Below are 16,284 nucleotides of genomic sequence, written 5' to 3'. Positions count from 1 at the left end.
GATCCGAGGAACGGGGAGGTCAGATGCGCTCGACGACGGTGGCGATGCCCATGCCGCCGCCCACGCACAGGGTGACGAGGCCGTAGCGCAGGTCGCGCCGCTCCAGTTCGTCGATCACGGTGCCGATCAGCATCGCGCCGGTGGCGCCGAGCGGGTGGCCGAGCGCGATCGCGCCACCGTTGACGTTCACCTGGTCGTGGCGGAAGCCGAGTTCGCGGATGAAGCGCAGTGCGACGGCGGCGAAGGCCTCGTTGATCTCGACGAGGTCGATGTCGGCGGCGGTGAGCCCGGCCTTGGCGAGGGCCTTGCGGGTGGCCGGGGCGGGGCCGGTGAGCATGATGGTCGGCTCGGAGCCGGAGACGGCGGCGGAGACGATCCGGGCGCGGGGGCGCAGCCCGTACCGCTCGCCGACCTCGCGGTTGCCGATGGCGACCAGCGCGGCGCCGTCCACGATGCCGGAGGAGTTGCCGGCGTGGTGGACGTGGTCGATGGCCTCGACCCAGTGGTACTTCTGCAGCGCGACGGCGTCGAAGCCGCCGGCGTCGCCGATCTGGGCGAAGGAGGGCTTGAGGCCGGCCAGGGTCTCGACCGTGGTGCCGGGGCGGATGAACTCGTCGCGGTCCAGGACCACCAGGCCGTTGCGGTCGCGCACCGGGACGACCGAGCGGTCGAAGAGGCCGTCCGCCTGGGCCTTGGCGGCGCGGGCCTGGGACTCGGCGGCGAAGGCGTCGACATCGGTGCGCGAGAAGCCCTCGATGGTGGCGATCAGGTCGGCGCCGATGCCCTGCGGGGCGAAGTTGGTCTCGTAGGCCGTCATCGGGTCGGCGAACCAGGCGCCGCCATCGGAGGCCATCTTCACCCGGGACATGGACTCCACGCCGCCGGCCAGGATCAGGTCCTCCCAGCCGGAACGGACCTTGGCGGCGGCCAGGTTGACGGCCTCCAGGCCGGAGGCGCAGAAGCGGTTCTCCTGCACGCCGGCGACGGTGTCGGGCAGGCCGGCCGCGATGGCGGCGATCCGGGCGATGTCGGAGCCCTGGTCGCCGATCGGGCTGACGACGCCGAGCACGATGTCGTCGATCGCTGCCGGGTCCAGGTCGGGGAAGCGGCCGCGCAGCTCGTGGATCAGGCCGACGACCAGGTCGATCGGCTTGGTGCCGTGCAGCGAGCCGGTGGCCTTGCCCCGGCCGCGCGGGGTGCGGATCGCGTCGTAGACGTACGCTTCGGTGGTCACGGTGGGAACGCCTTTCGGGGCTTCAGGACTTCGGGACTTCAGAGCTTCGGGGCTTAGGGGCTTCGGGGCTTAGGGGCCGGAGGACGAGGAGAACCGGGAGAACCGGGAGGGCCGGAGGCCGGACGGAAGGGCGTCAGCCGAGGATGGAGCGGCCGACGATCTCCTTCATGATCTCGGTGGTGCCGCCGTAGATGGTCTGGATGCGCCCGTCGGTGAACGCCCGGGCGACCGGGAACTCACTCATGTACCCGTACCCGCCGTGCAGTTGGAGGCACCGGTCGGCGGTGCGCTTCTGCAGCTCGGTGGCCCACCACTTGGCCATCGAGGCGTCCGCCGGGGTGAGAGCGTAGCGATTGTGCTCGGTGATGCAGCGGTCGACGAACGCCCGGGTGACGGCGCACTCGGTGGCGAGCTCGGCGATCTCGAAGCGCACGTGCTGGAGCTTGGCGAGCGGACGGCCGAAGGCCTCGCGCTGCTTGACGTAGTCGGTGGTGATCTCGACCAGGTACTCGGCTCCGGCGATCGCGGCGACGGCGATCGCGAGGCGCTCCTGGGCGAGGTTCTGCATCAGGTGGACGAAGCCGCCGTTGAGCTCGCCGAGCAGGTTCTCCTTCGGCACCCGGACGTCCTCGAAGAACAGCTCGGCGGTGTCCTGGGACTTCTGGCCGATCTTGTCGAGGTTGCGGCCGCGCTCGAAGCCGGGCGTGCCGCGCTCGACAACGAGCAGGCTCAGGCCGTGCGCGCCGCCCTCGGGGGTGGTGCGGGCCACGACGATCACGAGGTCGGCGAGGATGCCGTTGGAGATGAAGGTCTTGGCGCCGTTGAGCAGGTAGTGGTCGCCCTGGTCGACCGCCTGGGTGCGGATGCCCTGGAGGTCGGAGCCGGTGCCGGGCTCGGTCATCGCGATCGCGGTGATGATCTCGCCGCTGCAGAAGCCGGGCAGCCAGCGGCGCTTCTGCTCCTCGGTGGCGAGCGAGGTGAGGTAGGGGCCGATGATGTCGTTGTGCAGCCCGATCGCCAGCCCGGGGACGCCCGCGCGCGCGAACTCCTCGGCCAGCACCGCGGCGTAGCGGAAGTCCGGGGCGCCACCGCCGCCGAACTCCTCCGGGGCGGCGATGCCGAGCAGCCCCTGCCGCCCGGCGGCGAGCCAGGCGGAGCGGTCGACGATGCCAGCCTTCTCCCAGCGGTCGTAGTGCGGCAGGACCTCCTTGGCGAGGAACGACCGGACGGTGTCCCGGAAGTCGTCGTGCTGCTCGGTGAAGATGTCGCGCTGCAACGCTACGCTCCTTGGTCTGCTGCGGAGTCGTCCGGGTCGGGGCTCAGGAGGGGCACGCCCCAGTCGCGGGCCACCTCGGCGGTGTGCGCGCCGGGCCTGGCCGGCGGGCGGCGCAGCGAGCCGGGGGTGGCGGAGAACCGCGGGGCGGGGGCGGGCTGGGTGACGCCGTCCGCCTCGACGTAGGTGCCGCGCGCCGTCAGGTGGGCGTCGGCGACGGCCTGGCGCAGCGTCAGGACGGGTTCCACGCAGGCGTCGGAGCCGGAGAAGACGGCCTCCCACTCGGCGCGGGTGCGGGTGGCGAAGCGTTCGGCGATCAGGGTGCGCAGTTCGGGCCAGCGGGCGAGGTCGTGCTGGCCGGGCACGTCCGGGCCGAGGCCGAGCAGGCGGGCGAACTCGGCGTAGAAGCGCGGCTCCAGCGCGCCGACGGCGAGGTGACCGCCGTCCGCCGCCCGGTAGACCGCGTAGAAGGGGGCGCCGCCGTCGAGCAGGTTCACGCCCCGGCGGTCCTGCCAGTGGCCGGCCGCGAGCAGGCCCCACAGCATGCTGCCGAGGTGCGCGGCGCCGTCCACGATCGCCGCGTCGACGACCTGGCCGGTGCCGGTGGCGCGGGCGTGGTGCAGGGCGGCGAGCAGGCCGACGACGAGGTAGAGCGAGCCGCCCGCATAGTCGCCGAGCAGGTTCGCGGGGATCCCGGGCGCCTCCTCGGCCCCGCCGGGGGCGGCGACCAGCCCGAGCACGCCGGCGACCGCCGCGTAGCCGATGTCGTGTCCGGCCTGCGCGGAGCGCGGCCCCTCCTGCCCCCAGCCGGTCATCCGGCCGTACACCAGCGCGGGGTTGCGCGCGAGGCAGGCGTCCGGGCCGACGCCGAGCCGCTCGGCGACCCCGGGCCGGTAGCCCTCGATCAGCAGGTCGGCCCGCTCGACGAGGTCGAGCACCCGGGCAGGCCCGTCCGGGGACTTGAGGTCGATCAGCACCGAGCGCTTGTTGCGGTTGGTGACGTCCCGCGCCGGGTCGATGCCGAGCGGCGAGGGGTCGGGCCGGTCCACCCGCACCACGTCGGCGCCGAGGTCCGCGAGCAACATGCCGGCGAACGGCCCGGGCCCGATCCCCGCGAGCTCGACCACCCGCACACCCGCCAACGGACCGCCACCCGAGGCTTGGAAACCACTGGTGTCACGCACTGGCTGCAGAACCCTTCGGGGTTTGACAGTAAAGCTGTAACACTCGCGATGATAGAGAAGCAACCCGCCGGTAACAAGACCTCGACACCCCAACCCTCCGTGCCGCGACGACCACGGAGAGTCCCTCCGCCCGCTGACGGCGCTACCCAATAACGTCTTCGCGCTGCGAGGGGCACCCCCTCCGCACCGGGAAAATGTGAGCCACCACGCAGGGGGAACCCGGACTTCACCACCCGGCCGGGGGCGAGGCGGTCGGATGTGAGCCGATTCCGTGAGGCGGACGACGGGGGTAATGGCCTAGGGTGCACTGGATCTATTACGGATGACACGGGGGAACCGTCATGACCGTTGCCGGACGCACGATCGTCACCGAGACCGGACGGCTGCTGCTGACGCGGCCGCAGGACGACGACGTGGAGGCGGTGTTCGCCGTTCACGGGGATCCGGAGACCAACCGGTACAACCCGCACGGGCCGCACCGGGAGCGCTCGGAGAGCCGGGCGATGCTGGACGGCTTCGTGGCGCAGTGGACGCGGGACGGGGTCGGGTACTGCACGGTGGCGACGCGCGAGGAGCCGGGGGTGGTGATCGGGTTCGCGGGGGTGTGCTTCCACACGCTGGACGCCGAGCCGGTGTTCAACCTCTACTACCGGTTCCGGCCCGCCGCCTGGGGGCTCGGGTACGCGGCCGAGGCGGCCCGGGCCGCGCTCGCGGAGGCCCTGCCCCGGTTCCCCGGCCTGCCGGTGACCGCGCTGATCCGTGCCGACAACCTGCCGTCGCGGCGGCTGGCCGAGCGGCTCGGGCTGGTCCCGGACCCGGACGGCAGGGTCGACCACGAGGAGCGCCTGATCCACCGGATGCCCTGAGACCCCACCCCGCCCCGCCCCACCCCGCCCCTTCACCTCCCCTCACCCTCCCTCTCCCCCTCCCCCTCCCCCTCCCCCTGGCGCAGGACCCCGTTGCCGGATCCCCCGCCAGGGGGAGGGGGATCGTTTCCAGGACCGACGTGCCGCCCCCGCCCCCGGCGCGACCGTAGGGGCATGAGGAACAAAGAGGATGTGGTGCGGGGCGTCGCGGCCGGAGTCGCGATGGCCTCGACGGTGCCCTACCTGACGCTCAAGTCGCTCTGGCTGAGCGGGTCCGAGGTCGGCGTGCGCGACCCGGGCTCCATGGACAAGCTCTGGCTGCTCAACCTCATCACCTTCGGGATGGACGCGATCGCCCTGGCACTCGCGCTCACCTTCGTCCGGCCGTGGGGCCGACGGGTGCGGGCCGGGCTGGTGGCGTTCCCGATGTGGGTGGCGACCGGGCTGCTCGGAACGATCCTGGTGGCCGTGCCGGTGACACTGATCGCCGGGCTGGTGCTCGGCCCGGAGCACCAGAACGCGGCGCAGCAGGCCGACGACGGCCTCGCGGGCTGGGTGTTCGGGCTGGTGTACGGCGGGTTCTCGGTGCAGGGCGTGGCACTGATCCTCGCCTTCGTCCTGTACGCCCGCCGGCGCTGGGCGGGCCTGCTGCACGACCGGATCGGCGACCTGCCGGACTCCCCCACGCTCGTCGTGCAGCGCGTCTTCGCGGGCGTGGCCGCGCTGCTCGGGCTGGGCGTCGCGGTGGTCCGGGCGTACTGGGCGGCGGGCGGGACGGTCGGGCTGCCGCTGCAGTGGGCCGAGGAGCGCAGCAGGTCGATCGCGACGATGGACGCGGTGACGGCGCTGATGGCGGTGGCCTCCGCCGGTGCCCTGCTGGTGCTGGTGTTCCGGATCGGGCCGGGGCGGCGGCTGCGGACACCGTTCGCGGTGGCGTGGACCGCGGCCGGGTCGGTCTTCGCCTGGGGCGCCTGGCAGTTGGTGGCGTTCGGAAGCACGACGACCGTCCCGGACCTGCCTCACGCGGTGCCCGGGCTGATGGTCCTGGTGGAGGCCGGGCAGGTCGTGGCCGGCCTGCTGGCCCTGGCGGCGGGCGCGATGGCGCTGACCGAACGGGCGGCGGCCGCCGCCGCAAGGCCGTCGCCTGCCGTAGAGTCGCGCGCGTGACCACGGGGGCGGGCAGGTGAAAACGGGCGCGCGGGCGCAGCGGCAGGGGCGGATCCGGCGGACGGCGGAGACGCTGTTCGGACGACGGGCACGGCTGCGCTGGGTGCACCTGGTACTCGGCGGCGCCCTGCTGATGCCGTACTGGCTGCTGTCGCAGGTACTGTTCGGGGCGCTCAACAACAACCAGTCCCACCTGCGCCAACTCCTGCTCCAGCTCCTCTCGGTGGGCACCTCGCTGCCGATGGCCGCCGTCACCGCCCTGCTGCCGACCGTCCGCACGCTGGAGAGCGCGGCGGCGCGGGCCCTGTGCACGCCCGACCGGCCCGAGGCGCTGGCCACCGGCCCGGCCCGGTCGTGGGCGGCCCGGCGCCGCGCGGCCGGCTGGTACGTGCTGCACCTGTTCCTCGGCGGGGTGGTCGCCGGGATGACGCTGGCCGGGGCGCCGTTCGCGGTCGTGCTCATCTTCGACTTCCCGGGGGTCAACGACCTCACCCACTACTGGGAGCGGGGCTTTCCCGGCTGGATGCTCACCGGCGTCGCCCTCGGCCTGGCCGTCCTGGCCCTGATCGCCGGCACCAACGCGGCGTGCGGCGCGCTGCTCGCCCGCTGGGCGCCCGTCCTGCTCGGCCCGACCCCCGAGGAACGGCTGGCCGTGGCCGAACGCCGGGCCGCCGTGCTCGCCCAGCGCAACCGGCTGGCCCGAGAACTGCACGACTCGGTCGGGCACGCGCTGAGCGCCGTCGGCATCCAGGCCTCGGCGGCGGCCAGGGTGCTGCGCAGCGACCCGGACTTCGCCGCCGAGGCGCTGGCCGCGATCGAGGAGACCGCGCGGGCCGCCGTCGCCGAACTCGACACCGTGCTCGGGCTGTTGCGCGAGGAGGAGACCGGAGACGGACCCGCCGGCCCCACCCTGACCGGGCTGGACGACCTGCTGCGCCAGCTCGCCCGCACCGGCGTGCGGGTCGACGCCGAGCTCTCCCCCGGCCTGGACCGGCTCCCGCCGGCGGTCTCCCGCGAGGCGTACCGGATCGTCCAGGAGGGCCTGACCAACGTGCTGCGGCACGCCGGGCCCGCGCCGGCCGCGCTGCGGGTGGCCCTGGCGGACGGCCGGGTGGACATCGAACTGACCAACCCCCTGGGCTCCGCGCGCCCCAGCCGCCCCGGCGGCGGGCGCGGGCTGCGCGGCATCGGGGAACGGGCGGCGGCGCTGCGCGGCGGCAGCGAGGCGGGGCCGACCGGGGACGGCACGGCGTGGCGGCTGGCCGTCTGGCTGCCCGCCGGCCGGTAGGAACGGATGGAACGCCGGCCGATCAGCCACCGGACACCGGACATCGACCACACACCCACCGGACGCCGACCGATGCGAACCGACACCGACCGACGCCGACCGAGCGCCACCCAGACGCCAACCGAACGCGAACCAACGCCGACCGAACGCCGACCGAACGCCAACCAACCGACGGGGAAGACGAGATGACGGGGAACATCCGCGTGGTGATCGCGGACGACGAACGGCTGGTCCGGATGGGCCTGCGGGTGGTGATCGACGCCGAGCCGGACCTCGACGTCGTCGGCGAGGCGGCGGACGGCGCCGAGGTCGTGCCACTGGTGCGCGAACTGCGGCCGGACGTCGTGCTCATGGACGTCCGGATGCCCGGCATCGACGGGATCCGGGCGACGGAACAGCTGGTCGGCGGGATGGCCGAGCCGCCGCGGATCCTCGTCGTGACCACCTTCGAGCACGACGACCACGTGTACGACGCGCTGCGGGCCGGTGCCGCCGGGTTCCTGCTGAAGCGGGCGCGGGCCGAGGAGATGGTGCAGGCGGTGCGGCTGGTCGCCCGCGGGGACTCGCTGCTGTTCCCGGCGGCCGTCCGGGAGCTCGCCCTGCGGCATGCGCCCGCGGCCGCCCGCGGCGCCGCCGCCCCGGACCGGGGGCCGATCGGGCGGCTGACCGAACGCGAGGCCCAGGTGCTGCGGCTGATGGCCACCGGGCTGAACAACGGGGAGATCGCGCGGGAGCTGGTCGTCAGCCAGGAGACGGTGAAGACCCACGTCGGCAGCGTGCTCGCGAAGCTCGGCGCCCGGGACCGCACCCAGGCGGTGATCGCGGCGTACGAGTCGGGATTCGTGCTCCCCGGCTGAGCCGCTCGGGGTTCGCGCTCCCCGGCTGAGCCGCTCAGCGCCCTCCACGCAGGAACGATTCTTTCATCCGGCCACTACCTGCGAGTAGAGTGCTTCGATCCCCTGCCCGTCCGATACCTCCCGTATCGCCTGAAACGAACTGGTGGCCGCATGTCAGTCCGGACCCGCCCGGCGCTGTGGTGGCGCATGGGCATCGCGCTGTCGGCATTCCTCGGTCTGACGCTCGGCAACGCGTCGCTCGTGTACTTCACCGTACAGAGCAACGTCATCGTGCTCGGCTACTTCATCGGCGCGGCCTACTGGATGCTCAAGCGCGGCACCGTGGACGCGCCCGCGCCCAGACTGCGCGGCGCCGCCACGCTGTACATCGTCATCACCGGGCTGGTCTCGCACATCCTGCTCCAGCACGGCGCCAACCCGCTGCCGGGGCTCGTCGACGGGCCGGACAAGCTGGCGCACTGGTCGTCGTTCTTCCTGCACTACGTGACGCCGTTGATGGTGGTCGCCGACTGGCTGCTGCTCAAGCCCCGCAACGCCTCCGCGTGGCGGGACATCCCGCTCTGGCTGGCCTTCCCGCTCGGGTACGCGGCGATCGTGCTCACCCGCAACGCGCTGTTCGCCGACTTCCCGCTGAAGTACCCGTACTTCTTCTTCGACCCGACGACCAAGGGATACGGCTACGTGTGGGGTCAGATCGGCATGCTGACGGTCGAGTTCGTCGTGCTCGGCGCGGCCGTGGTCGGCCTGGACCGGCTGGGCACGCTGGTCGCGGGCAAGCTGCGGCCCGCCGCCACCGAGGCGTAGCACCGAACCCCGGCGGCCGGTCGATCACTCGTGGGATCCGCCCACGCGTGCTCAGATCCGCCAGGAGCGGATCCGGTCGGCCGCCGTGTAGACGTCCGCCCGGCCCTCGGCGACGTCCCGGGCCAGCTCCACCAGCGCCCCGTACGGAGGGTCGACGCCCTCGCCGGCGGCATGCATGTACGCGGCCGTGGTCATGCAGGCGTACAGGTTGTTGCGCACCGGGAGCGGCCGCAGCAGGACGATCGTGTGCATAAGCGTCGCGGCGCACCACGCGGCGTCGGCCTCGTGCCCGAGCTGCGCGGTGTTGACCCGGTGCCGGGCGACGGCGGCCTGGAGCGCCGAGTAGTCCCGCACGCTGAGGTCCTCCGGCGAGGCGTGCTCCTGAACGTCCAGCAGCCAGCGCAGATCGACGTGCAACACCGTCACGCCCGCCCCCTCACGCGGCGGGCGCGTCCTCCGGGAACGCCGCGTCGAACTCCGCGCGGTGCTCCTTCCAGAAGGACACCGCGTGATCGACGAAGACCCGCCGCTGCTGCTCCCGCACGCTCAGGTCGTGCACGTACGCCTTGACACTCTTCCCGTCCGCGGCCGCCGCCGCCCGGATCGCGGCGAGCTCGTGCTCGGTGTACTCGATGTTGAGCGCTGGCATGACCCCGATGCTACTGGCTCCCAAGGCAGTTGAACACCGGACCGCACCACGGCGCGGAAGGACGGCTTCGACGGTCCGGGCGTCCCGCCGGACCCGCGGGTGCCGGTGTTCACCCCCGACGAGCGGGCCGGGCTCAAGGACTCGGCCCTGAGCCCGGCCCGCCGGGTGCTGTCGGACGAGGAACAACATCGGTGGGAGGCAGCAGGCAACGGCTACATCGGGGCCACCGCCCTCAGCTCCCCGTCCAGCTCCAGCCACCGCGTGAGACCGAGGCCGCGCAGGAACGGCAGGTCGTGGCTGGCCACGATCAGCGCGCCCTGGTAGGCGGCGAGCGCCTGGGTGAGCTGGCGGACGCTGGCGAGGTCCAGGTTGTTGGTCGGCTCGTCGAGCAGCAGGAGCTGCGGCGGCGGGTCGGCCAGCAGCAGGGCGGCCAGGGTGGCCCGGAACCGCTCGCCGCCGGAGAGCGTGACGGCCGGCTGGTCGGCCCGCCCGCCGCGGAACAGGAAGCGGGCGAGCCGGGCGCGGATCGCGTTGTCCCCGGCGGCGGGGGCGAACCGCTTGACGTTCTGCGCGACGGTGAGCCCGTCGTCCAGCAGGTCGAGCCGCTGGGGCAGGTGGCGCAGCGGCACCGGCGTGGTGACCTCCCCGGCCGGCGGGGCGAGTTCGCCCGCGATGGTGCGCAGCAGGGTGGTCTTGCCGCTGCCGTTGCCCCCGACCAGCGCGATCCGCTCGGGGCCGCGCAGGTCGAGGTCGGCGGTGGCGCCGTTGGGCAGCCGGACCTTCTGCAGGGTGAGCACGGTGCGACCGGCCGGGACGGCGGTGCGCGGGAGGTCGATCCGGATCTCGGCGTCGTCGCGGACCGCCTCCTCGGCGGCGGTGAGCCGCTGCTTGGCCTCCTCCAGCCGCTCGGTGTGCATGCCGGTGAGCCGGCCCGCCGTCTCCTGGCCCTGGCGTTTGAGCATGCCGGCGAAGATGTGCGGGTCGTTGCGGGTGACCGAGCGCTTCTTGCCGTAGCTGGCGCTGCGGTCGAGCCGGATGCGGGCGTCGGCGAGGTCCCGCTTCTGGCGCTGGACGTCGGCCTCGGCGTTGCGCAGGAGCCGCTCGGCCGTCTCCTGCTGGGCGGCGAGCGTGCGCTCGTACTCGGTGAAGTTGCCGCCGTACCAGGTGATCCGGCCGTCGCGCAGGTCGGCGATCTGGTCGACGTGTTCGAGCAGTTCGCGGTCGTGGCTGACGATCAGCATGACGCCGCGCCAGCCGGCCACCGTCTCGTAGAGCCGCTCGCGGGCGGCACAGTCGAGGTTGTTGGTGGGCTCGTCGAGCAGGAGGACGTCGGGGCGGCGCATCAGCAGGGCGGCCAGCCGCAGCAACACGGCCTCGCCGCCGGAGAGTTCGCCGGTGGTGCGGTCGAGGTCGAGCCGCTGGAGGCCGAGCTTGTCGAGGGTGGCGCGGGCGCGCTCCTCGACGTCCCAGTCGTCTCCGACGGCGTCGAAGTGGTGCTGGGCGGTGTCGCCGGACTCGATGGCGTGCAGGGCCTCGCGGGCGGCCCGGACGCCGAGCGCCTCGTCCACGCGCAGGGCGGTGTCGAGCGTCAGCCCCTGCGGCAGGTAGCCGAGTTCGCCCGCGACGCGGACGGTGCCGCCGGAGGGCGTGAGGTCCCCGGCGATCAGCCGCAGCAGCGTGGACTTGCCGGCGCCGTTGAGCCCGATCAGGCCGGTGCGGCCGGGGCCGACGGCGAGCTGGAAGCCGTCGAGGACGGACTTGCCGTCGGGCCACTCGAAGTCGAGGTCGGTGCAGAGGACGGCGGTGGTGGGTTGTGCCATGGTCGGCCTCCCGGTTGGTTGCTGGTGGAGAAACGGGGTGAGCAACACGGGGAGACACCGCGGGTGCGGAAGGGCGCGAAAGGGCTCGGCGGAAAACGGCGGGAAGCGGCGGAGAACGGCAGAACGCGGCGGAGGACAGCTGAGAAGAACGCCGCACGAGCCGTGGGGAACCACAGGGGCCGTGACCGAGGTCGCACACCATGACGCACACCGCGCGGCGAAGCGGCCTGCGCGGCGGGGCGGTGTCCTGGGACCTCAGTAGTTCAACGGCCTGCTCCTGTTCGGGTGACTGACGGACACGACGCTACGGACCCCGCACACCGCTCCGCAACCGAATTTCCGTACGCCCCGCGGACCGGCGTCGGAGCCGCGGGACCGGCGCCGGCGAAGGCGGCAATGCCGAGGTGCCGATCCGGTGCCGATCCCGTGACAGCCTCGTCGCAGTCGGGGGCGGACGTGAGAAAGCCCTTATGCGGCATGGCAGACTCCTCACCTGCCATACCTGCGGCCCTCGCGGCCGTACCCGCGGATCGGGCCGTATGGCGTTCATTCACAGGGGGAACAGAACACGATGTCATCGATATCCCGGACCACCCGTGCCGCCCTGGGCGCCTCCGTCGTCGCGCTGACGATGGTGCTGGCCTCGGCGTGCGGCCCGGACAACAGCGACAGCTCGACCGGGGCGCAGACCGCGGCGCCCACCACCGCTGCCGCGGCGGGCGACACGGCCAAGCCGGGCGCCGCGCCGATCAAGCTCCCGACGGTCGACGAGATCAAGAAGTGGAAGCCCGAGGACTGGGAGAAGTGGGCCCAGGCCAACGTCATCACCCCGGCCGTCAAGGGCTACTGGGACCTGCAGAAGATCCTTAAGGCGAAGCCGGTCAAGCCGGGCCTGGGCAACCAGCCCACCGGCCAGCCGACCGCCCCGGCCCCGACCGGCGCCGCGCCGGCGCCGGCCCAGCCGACCTCGCAGGCCCCGGTCCAGCCGCCGGCCGACGGCGGCAACGACCCGAAGCCGGCCCTGGTCCAGATGAAGCCGGTCCAGCACCCGTTCGCGAAGAACCTGAACGTCAACGGGAAGCTGTTCTTCATGGACGGCACCCAGGAGTACGTCTGCTCCGGCACCGTGATCTCCGACCCGGCCAACCCGGGCAAGAGCAACCTGGTGTGGACCGCGAGCCACTGCCTGCACGGCGGCAAGGGCGGCAAGTCGCACACCGACATCGTCTTCGCCCCGGCCTTCAACAGCAACGGCGTGCTCAGCGGCGGCAAGCAGGGCTCGCTGGCGCAGGCCGAGCCGTTCGGCGAGTGGGGCGCCACCGCCGGCATCGTGTCGCCGACCTGGGCCGGTGAGGCCGACCCGGAGAGCGGTGGCCCGTGGAGCCAGTACGACTTCGGCATCGTCCGGGTCGCCAACCCGGACGGCGGCGGCAAGTCGCTGGAGGAGACGGTCGGCGGCTCCGTGCCGGTCTGGTTCAACGCCCCGCGCGACCAGATCACCGCGGTCAGCAGCTACGGCTACCCGGCCGCCAAGCCGTTCGACGGCATGGAGCTGGACCACTGCGACGGCCCGAAGCCGGCGCGCCGCACCATCGACCCGTCCCGCCCGGCCATGCTGACCTCCGGCTGCAACGGCACCGGCGGTGACAGCGGCGGCGGCTGGTTCGCGATGAAGGACGGCAAGCAGGTGCTGGTCTCGGACACCTCCATCGGTGGCGAGGACAACACCTGGGAGGCCGGGCCGTACCTGGACGACGTCGCGGCCAAGGCGCTGGACTACATCTCGAAGAAGACGAAGTAGCACCACGAAGCAGCACCGCGCAGGAGCACCACGAAGCAGCACCGCGCGGGAGCAAGCCGAGCGCCTGAACGCATGAACGTCCAGGCGAGTGAGCACCGGGGCCGTGGCTGGGAACAGCCGCGGCCCCGGTGTTTTCCGCCCGGGGCCCGCGGCTCCGTAGAATCGGCCCCATCATGAGCGCCACACTCGTAGTCAAGGACCTCAGCGCCGGCCACGGCGAACGCACCCTCTTCTCCGGCCTGGACCTGGTCGTCGCCCCCGGCGACGTGATCGGCCTGGTCGGCGTGAACGGCGCCGGCAAGTCGACCCTGCTGCGGCTGCTGGCCGGGCTGGACACCCCCGAGGCGGGCTCGCTGCGGCTCAGCCCGGCGAGCGCCAACGTCGGCCACCTGCCGCAGGAGCCGGAGCGGCGCGAGGGCGAGTCGGTGCGCGACTTCCTGGCCCGGCGCACCGGCGTCGCGGCCGCGCAGGCCGAGCTGGACGCGGCCACCGAGGGCCTGGTCGAGGGCCGCCCGGGCGCCGACGACGCGTACGCGACCAGCCTGGACCGCTGGCTCGACCTCGGCGGCGCCGACCTGGAGGAGCGCGCCGAGGAGGTCGCCGACTCGCTCGGCCTGAAGGTCTCGCTCGACCTGCCGATGACGGCGCTGTCCGGCGGCCAGGCCGCCCGGGCCGGCCTCGCCTCGCTACTGCTCTCCCGCTACGACGTCTTCCTGCTCGACGAGCCCACCAACGACCTCGACCTGGACGGCCTGGAGCGGCTGGAGGCCTTCGTGAAGGGCCTGCGCGCCGGCACCGTGCTGATCAGCCACGACCGCGAGTTCCTGGCCCGGACGGTCACCAAGGTGCTGGAGCTGGACCTGCACCAGCAGCAGGTCAACCTGTACGGCGGCGGCTACGAGGCGTACCTGGAGGAGCGGGCGGTGGCCCGCCGGCACGCCCGCGAGGAGTACGAGGAGTACGCCGACACCAGGTCCTCGCTGGAGGCGCGCGCCCAGATGCAGCGCAACTGGATGGAGCACGGCGTCCGCAACGCCCGCCGCAAGAGCGGCGACAACGACAAGAACGCCAAGGCGAAGCGCACCGAGTCCACCGAGAAGCAGGCCTCCAAGGCCCGGCAGACGCAGCGGATGATCGAGCGGCTGGACGTGGTCGAGGAGCCGCGCAAGGAGTGGGAGCTGCGGATGGAGATCGCCACCGCGCCGCGCTCCGGCTCCGTCGTCGCCACCCTGCGCGCGGCCGTCGCCCGCCGCGGCGACTTCTCCTTCGGCCCGGTGGACCTGCAGATCGACTGGGCCGACCGGGTCGCGATCACCGGCGCCAACGGCGCGGGCAAGTCCACGCTGCTGGCCGCCCTCCTCGGCCGGCTCGAACTCGACGGCGGCAGCGCCGTGCTGGGCTCGGGCGTCGTGGTCGGCGAGGTCGACCAGGCGCGCGGGCACATCTTCAAGAACGAGCACAGCCTGGGCGGGGAGCCGCTGGTGGAGGCGTTCTCCGCCGCCGTGCCGGAGCTGTCGCCGGAGGACGTGCGCACGCTGCTCGCCAAGTTCGGCCTCAAGGCGGTGCACGTGCTGCGCCCGGCCGCCACCCTCTCCCCCGGCGAGCGCACGCGCGCCGCGCTGGCGCTGCTCCAGGCGCGCGGGGTCAACCTGCTCGTGCTGGACGAGCCCACCAACCACCTGGACCTGCCCGCGATCGAGCAGCTGGAGTCCGCGCTCGCGTCGTACACCGGCACGCTGCTGCTGGTCACGCACGACCGGCGGATGCTGGACACCGTCACGGTGAACCGGCGCCTGGAGGTCCGGGACGGACGGGTGCACGAGCTGTAGCAGCTGCACGTCCGGGCCGGGCGCAGCACGGCGCGCACGACACGCGGCACTTGGCGGTTCCGCCGGGATTGGTCTCGACCTCTTCCCGGCGGAACCGTCATGTGCTGTGCTGTCCGCCATGGTTGAGAGTGCAGAGAGCGCAGTGGCGGAGACGGCCCACCCGACCGTCCCGCACACCCCGATGACCGTGCCGGCCCACGAGGCCGAGGCCCGCAGCAGGTCGTTCCACGACGTGATGGCGCAGCGCCGCACCGTCCGCGACTACTCCACCCGCCCGATCCCGGACGGCGTGGTCGAGTGGGCGGTCCGCACCGCCAACACCGCGCCCAGCGGCGCGCACGTGCAGCCGTGGCGGTTCGTGGTGATCACCGACCCGGAGCGCAAGCGGCGGCTGCGCGAGGCCGCCGAGGCGGAGGAGCGCGAGTTCTACGCGCACCGGGCCTCGGAGGAGTGGCTGACGGCGCTGGCGCCGATCGGCACCGACTGGCACAAGCCGTTCCTGGAGGACGCGCCGGCGGTGATCGTCGTGTTCGAGGTGCACAAGGGGCCGGGCTCGCCGCGCCCGTACTACACGAAGGAGTCGGTGGGCATCGCGGTCGGGCTGCTGCTGGCCACGCTGCACCAGGCCGGACTGGCCACGCTGACCCACACGCCGAGCCCGATGAAGTTCCTGAACGAGGTGTGCGAGCGCCCGGCGGAGGAGCGCGCCGCGTACGTGATCCCGGTCGGCTACCCGGCCGAGGGGGCGCGCGTGCCGGACCTGCGGCGCAAGGAGCTCGACGAGGTGCTCGTGCGGCTCTGAGCGCTCCCGCGACCGCGGGGCCGCGGACGTCCGCCTCCCGCGTGCTTCCGGTCCACGGCGGACGCCGCTGGTGACAGGTCCTGGCCAAGGACATAATCGCCGTCATGAGCGACGCACAGCCACGGTCCTGTGACCACCACCCGGCGGCGCCGGGCGAGGCCACCGCCGGCCGGCCCCCGGAGCTGCTGCGGCTGGCCGGCGGCGTCTCGCTGCACCGTCGGCTCAGCACGCACACGGCCGCGCTCACCAAGGCCGTCCGCGCCAACCTGGACCACCTGCGGCCCTGGCTGGAGTGGGCGGCCGAGGCGCCGAGCCGGGCCAGGACGGCCCGGCTGACCAGGGCCGGAACGGCGGCCTGGGACGCCGGCACCGACTTCATGTACCTGGTCGGACTGGACGCCGAACCCGGCAGCGTGATCGGCGCGTTCGGCCTGCACGGCCGGATCGGCCCCGGCGCGCTGGAGATCGGCTACTGGGTGAGCGCCCGGCACGTCGGCCGCGGCATCGCGACCACCGGGGCCGGGGCGCTGACCTCGGCCGCGCTGGCGCTGCCCGGGATCGCCCGGGTGGAGATCCGCTGCGACCAGGCGAACGGCGCCAGCGCGGCCGTCCCGCGCAAGCTCGGCTACCGGCTGGAGCGGATCGCCGACGCCGCCGTCCGGGCCCCGGCGGAGACCGGACGGCAGCAGGTGTGGGTCAAGGAGCGGTAG

The 16,284-nt window shown here is 73.3% G+C and carries 15 protein-coding genes; 9 read left to right on the top strand and 6 right to left on the bottom strand.

Translation table 11 applies throughout. The annotated features are described in order from the left end of the window. Positions 1–19 precede the first annotated feature (19 nt). From ACFV4F_RS24015 to ACFV4F_RS24005, 3 genes are all read right to left on the bottom strand, one after another. Positions 20–1,234, bottom strand: coding sequence for an acetyl-CoA C-acetyltransferase (locus ACFV4F_RS24015; RefSeq protein ID WP_380437481.1), 1,215 nt, complete (start codon positions 1,232–1,234; stop codon positions 20–22). 133 nt (positions 1,235–1,367) lie between these two features. Beyond that, positions 1,368–2,510: an acyl-CoA dehydrogenase family protein gene (locus tag ACFV4F_RS24010; protein WP_380437483.1), complete on the bottom strand. Its 1,143-nt coding sequence runs from the start codon at positions 2,508–2,510 to the stop codon at positions 1,368–1,370. A 2-nt stretch (positions 2,511–2,512) separates the two neighbouring features. Continuing rightward, positions 2,513–3,691 carry a CaiB/BaiF CoA transferase family protein gene (locus ACFV4F_RS24005; RefSeq protein ID WP_380505329.1) on the bottom strand — a complete coding sequence of 393 codons (1,179 nt, stop codon included), beginning with the start codon at positions 3,689–3,691 and terminating at the stop codon, positions 2,513–2,515. 341 nt (positions 3,692–4,032) lie between these two features. On the opposite strand from ACFV4F_RS24005, the gene ACFV4F_RS24000 reads away from it, so the two are divergent. The 5 genes from ACFV4F_RS24000 to ACFV4F_RS23980 all read left to right on the top strand — a co-directional run bounded on the left by ACFV4F_RS24000 (position 4,033) and on the right by ACFV4F_RS23980 (position 8,673). Then, complete coding sequence (locus ACFV4F_RS24000; RefSeq protein WP_380496873.1) at positions 4,033–4,557, top strand: GNAT family N-acetyltransferase; 525 nt, start codon at positions 4,033–4,035, stop codon at positions 4,555–4,557. Between the two features lie 174 nt (positions 4,558–4,731). Beyond that, positions 4,732–5,724 carry a hypothetical protein gene (locus tag ACFV4F_RS23995; RefSeq protein WP_380437489.1) on the top strand — a complete coding sequence of 331 codons (993 nt, stop codon included), beginning with the start codon at positions 4,732–4,734 and terminating at the stop codon, positions 5,722–5,724. A 16-nt stretch (positions 5,725–5,740) separates the two neighbouring features. After that, on the top strand, positions 5,741–7,012 hold the full coding sequence (locus tag ACFV4F_RS23990; protein ID WP_380437491.1) for a histidine kinase: 1,272 nt from the start codon (positions 5,741–5,743) through the stop codon (positions 7,010–7,012). Between the two features lie 185 nt (positions 7,013–7,197). After that, complete coding sequence (locus tag ACFV4F_RS23985) at positions 7,198–7,869, top strand: response regulator (protein ID WP_380437493.1); 672 nt, start codon at positions 7,198–7,200, stop codon at positions 7,867–7,869. A gap of 150 nt (positions 7,870–8,019) precedes the next feature. Beyond that, positions 8,020–8,673, top strand: coding sequence for a Pr6Pr family membrane protein (locus ACFV4F_RS23980; RefSeq protein ID WP_380437495.1), 654 nt, complete (start codon positions 8,020–8,022; stop codon positions 8,671–8,673). 51 nt (positions 8,674–8,724) lie between these two features. Here ACFV4F_RS23980 and ACFV4F_RS23975 read toward each other — a convergent pair whose 3' ends face one another. The 3 genes from ACFV4F_RS23975 to ACFV4F_RS23965 all read right to left on the bottom strand — a co-directional run bounded on the left by ACFV4F_RS23975 (position 8,725) and on the right by ACFV4F_RS23965 (position 11,142). Continuing rightward, positions 8,725–9,099, bottom strand: coding sequence for a toxin Doc (locus ACFV4F_RS23975; RefSeq protein WP_380437497.1), 375 nt, complete (start codon positions 9,097–9,099; stop codon positions 8,725–8,727). 10 nt (positions 9,100–9,109) lie between these two features. After that, on the bottom strand, positions 9,110–9,322 hold the full coding sequence (locus ACFV4F_RS23970) for a hypothetical protein (protein WP_380437499.1): 213 nt from the start codon (positions 9,320–9,322) through the stop codon (positions 9,110–9,112). Between the two features lie 212 nt (positions 9,323–9,534). Further along, positions 9,535–11,142 (bottom strand): ABC-F family ATP-binding cassette domain-containing protein, encoded by a 1,608-nt coding sequence (locus ACFV4F_RS23965; RefSeq protein WP_380505325.1) that lies wholly within the window; start codon positions 11,140–11,142, stop codon positions 9,535–9,537. A 571-nt stretch (positions 11,143–11,713) separates the two neighbouring features. Between ACFV4F_RS23965 and ACFV4F_RS23960 the strand changes: the two genes are divergently transcribed. From ACFV4F_RS23960 to ACFV4F_RS23945, 4 genes are all read left to right on the top strand, one after another. After that, positions 11,714–12,943 (top strand): trypsin-like serine peptidase, encoded by a 1,230-nt coding sequence (locus ACFV4F_RS23960; protein WP_380437503.1) that lies wholly within the window; start codon positions 11,714–11,716, stop codon positions 12,941–12,943. Between the two features lie 173 nt (positions 12,944–13,116). Beyond that, the gene (locus ACFV4F_RS23955) at positions 13,117–14,772 is read left to right on the top strand and encodes an ABC-F family ATP-binding cassette domain-containing protein (protein WP_380437505.1); all 1,656 of its coding nucleotides are present in this window, start codon (positions 13,117–13,119) and stop codon (positions 14,770–14,772) included. A gap of 118 nt (positions 14,773–14,890) precedes the next feature. After that, on the top strand, positions 14,891–15,574 hold the full coding sequence (locus ACFV4F_RS23950; protein ID WP_380437507.1) for a nitroreductase family protein: 684 nt from the start codon (positions 14,891–14,893) through the stop codon (positions 15,572–15,574). 104 nt (positions 15,575–15,678) lie between these two features. Further along, positions 15,679–16,284 (top strand): GNAT family N-acetyltransferase, encoded by a 606-nt coding sequence (locus ACFV4F_RS23945; protein WP_380437509.1) that lies wholly within the window; start codon positions 15,679–15,681, stop codon positions 16,282–16,284.

The sequence above is a fragment of the Kitasatospora sp. NPDC059722 genome (genome assembly GCF_042733235.1).
Classification (GTDB): domain Bacteria; phylum Actinomycetota; class Actinomycetes; order Streptomycetales; family Streptomycetaceae; genus Kitasatospora.
This window is presented reverse-complemented; position numbering and strand designations above follow the sequence as displayed.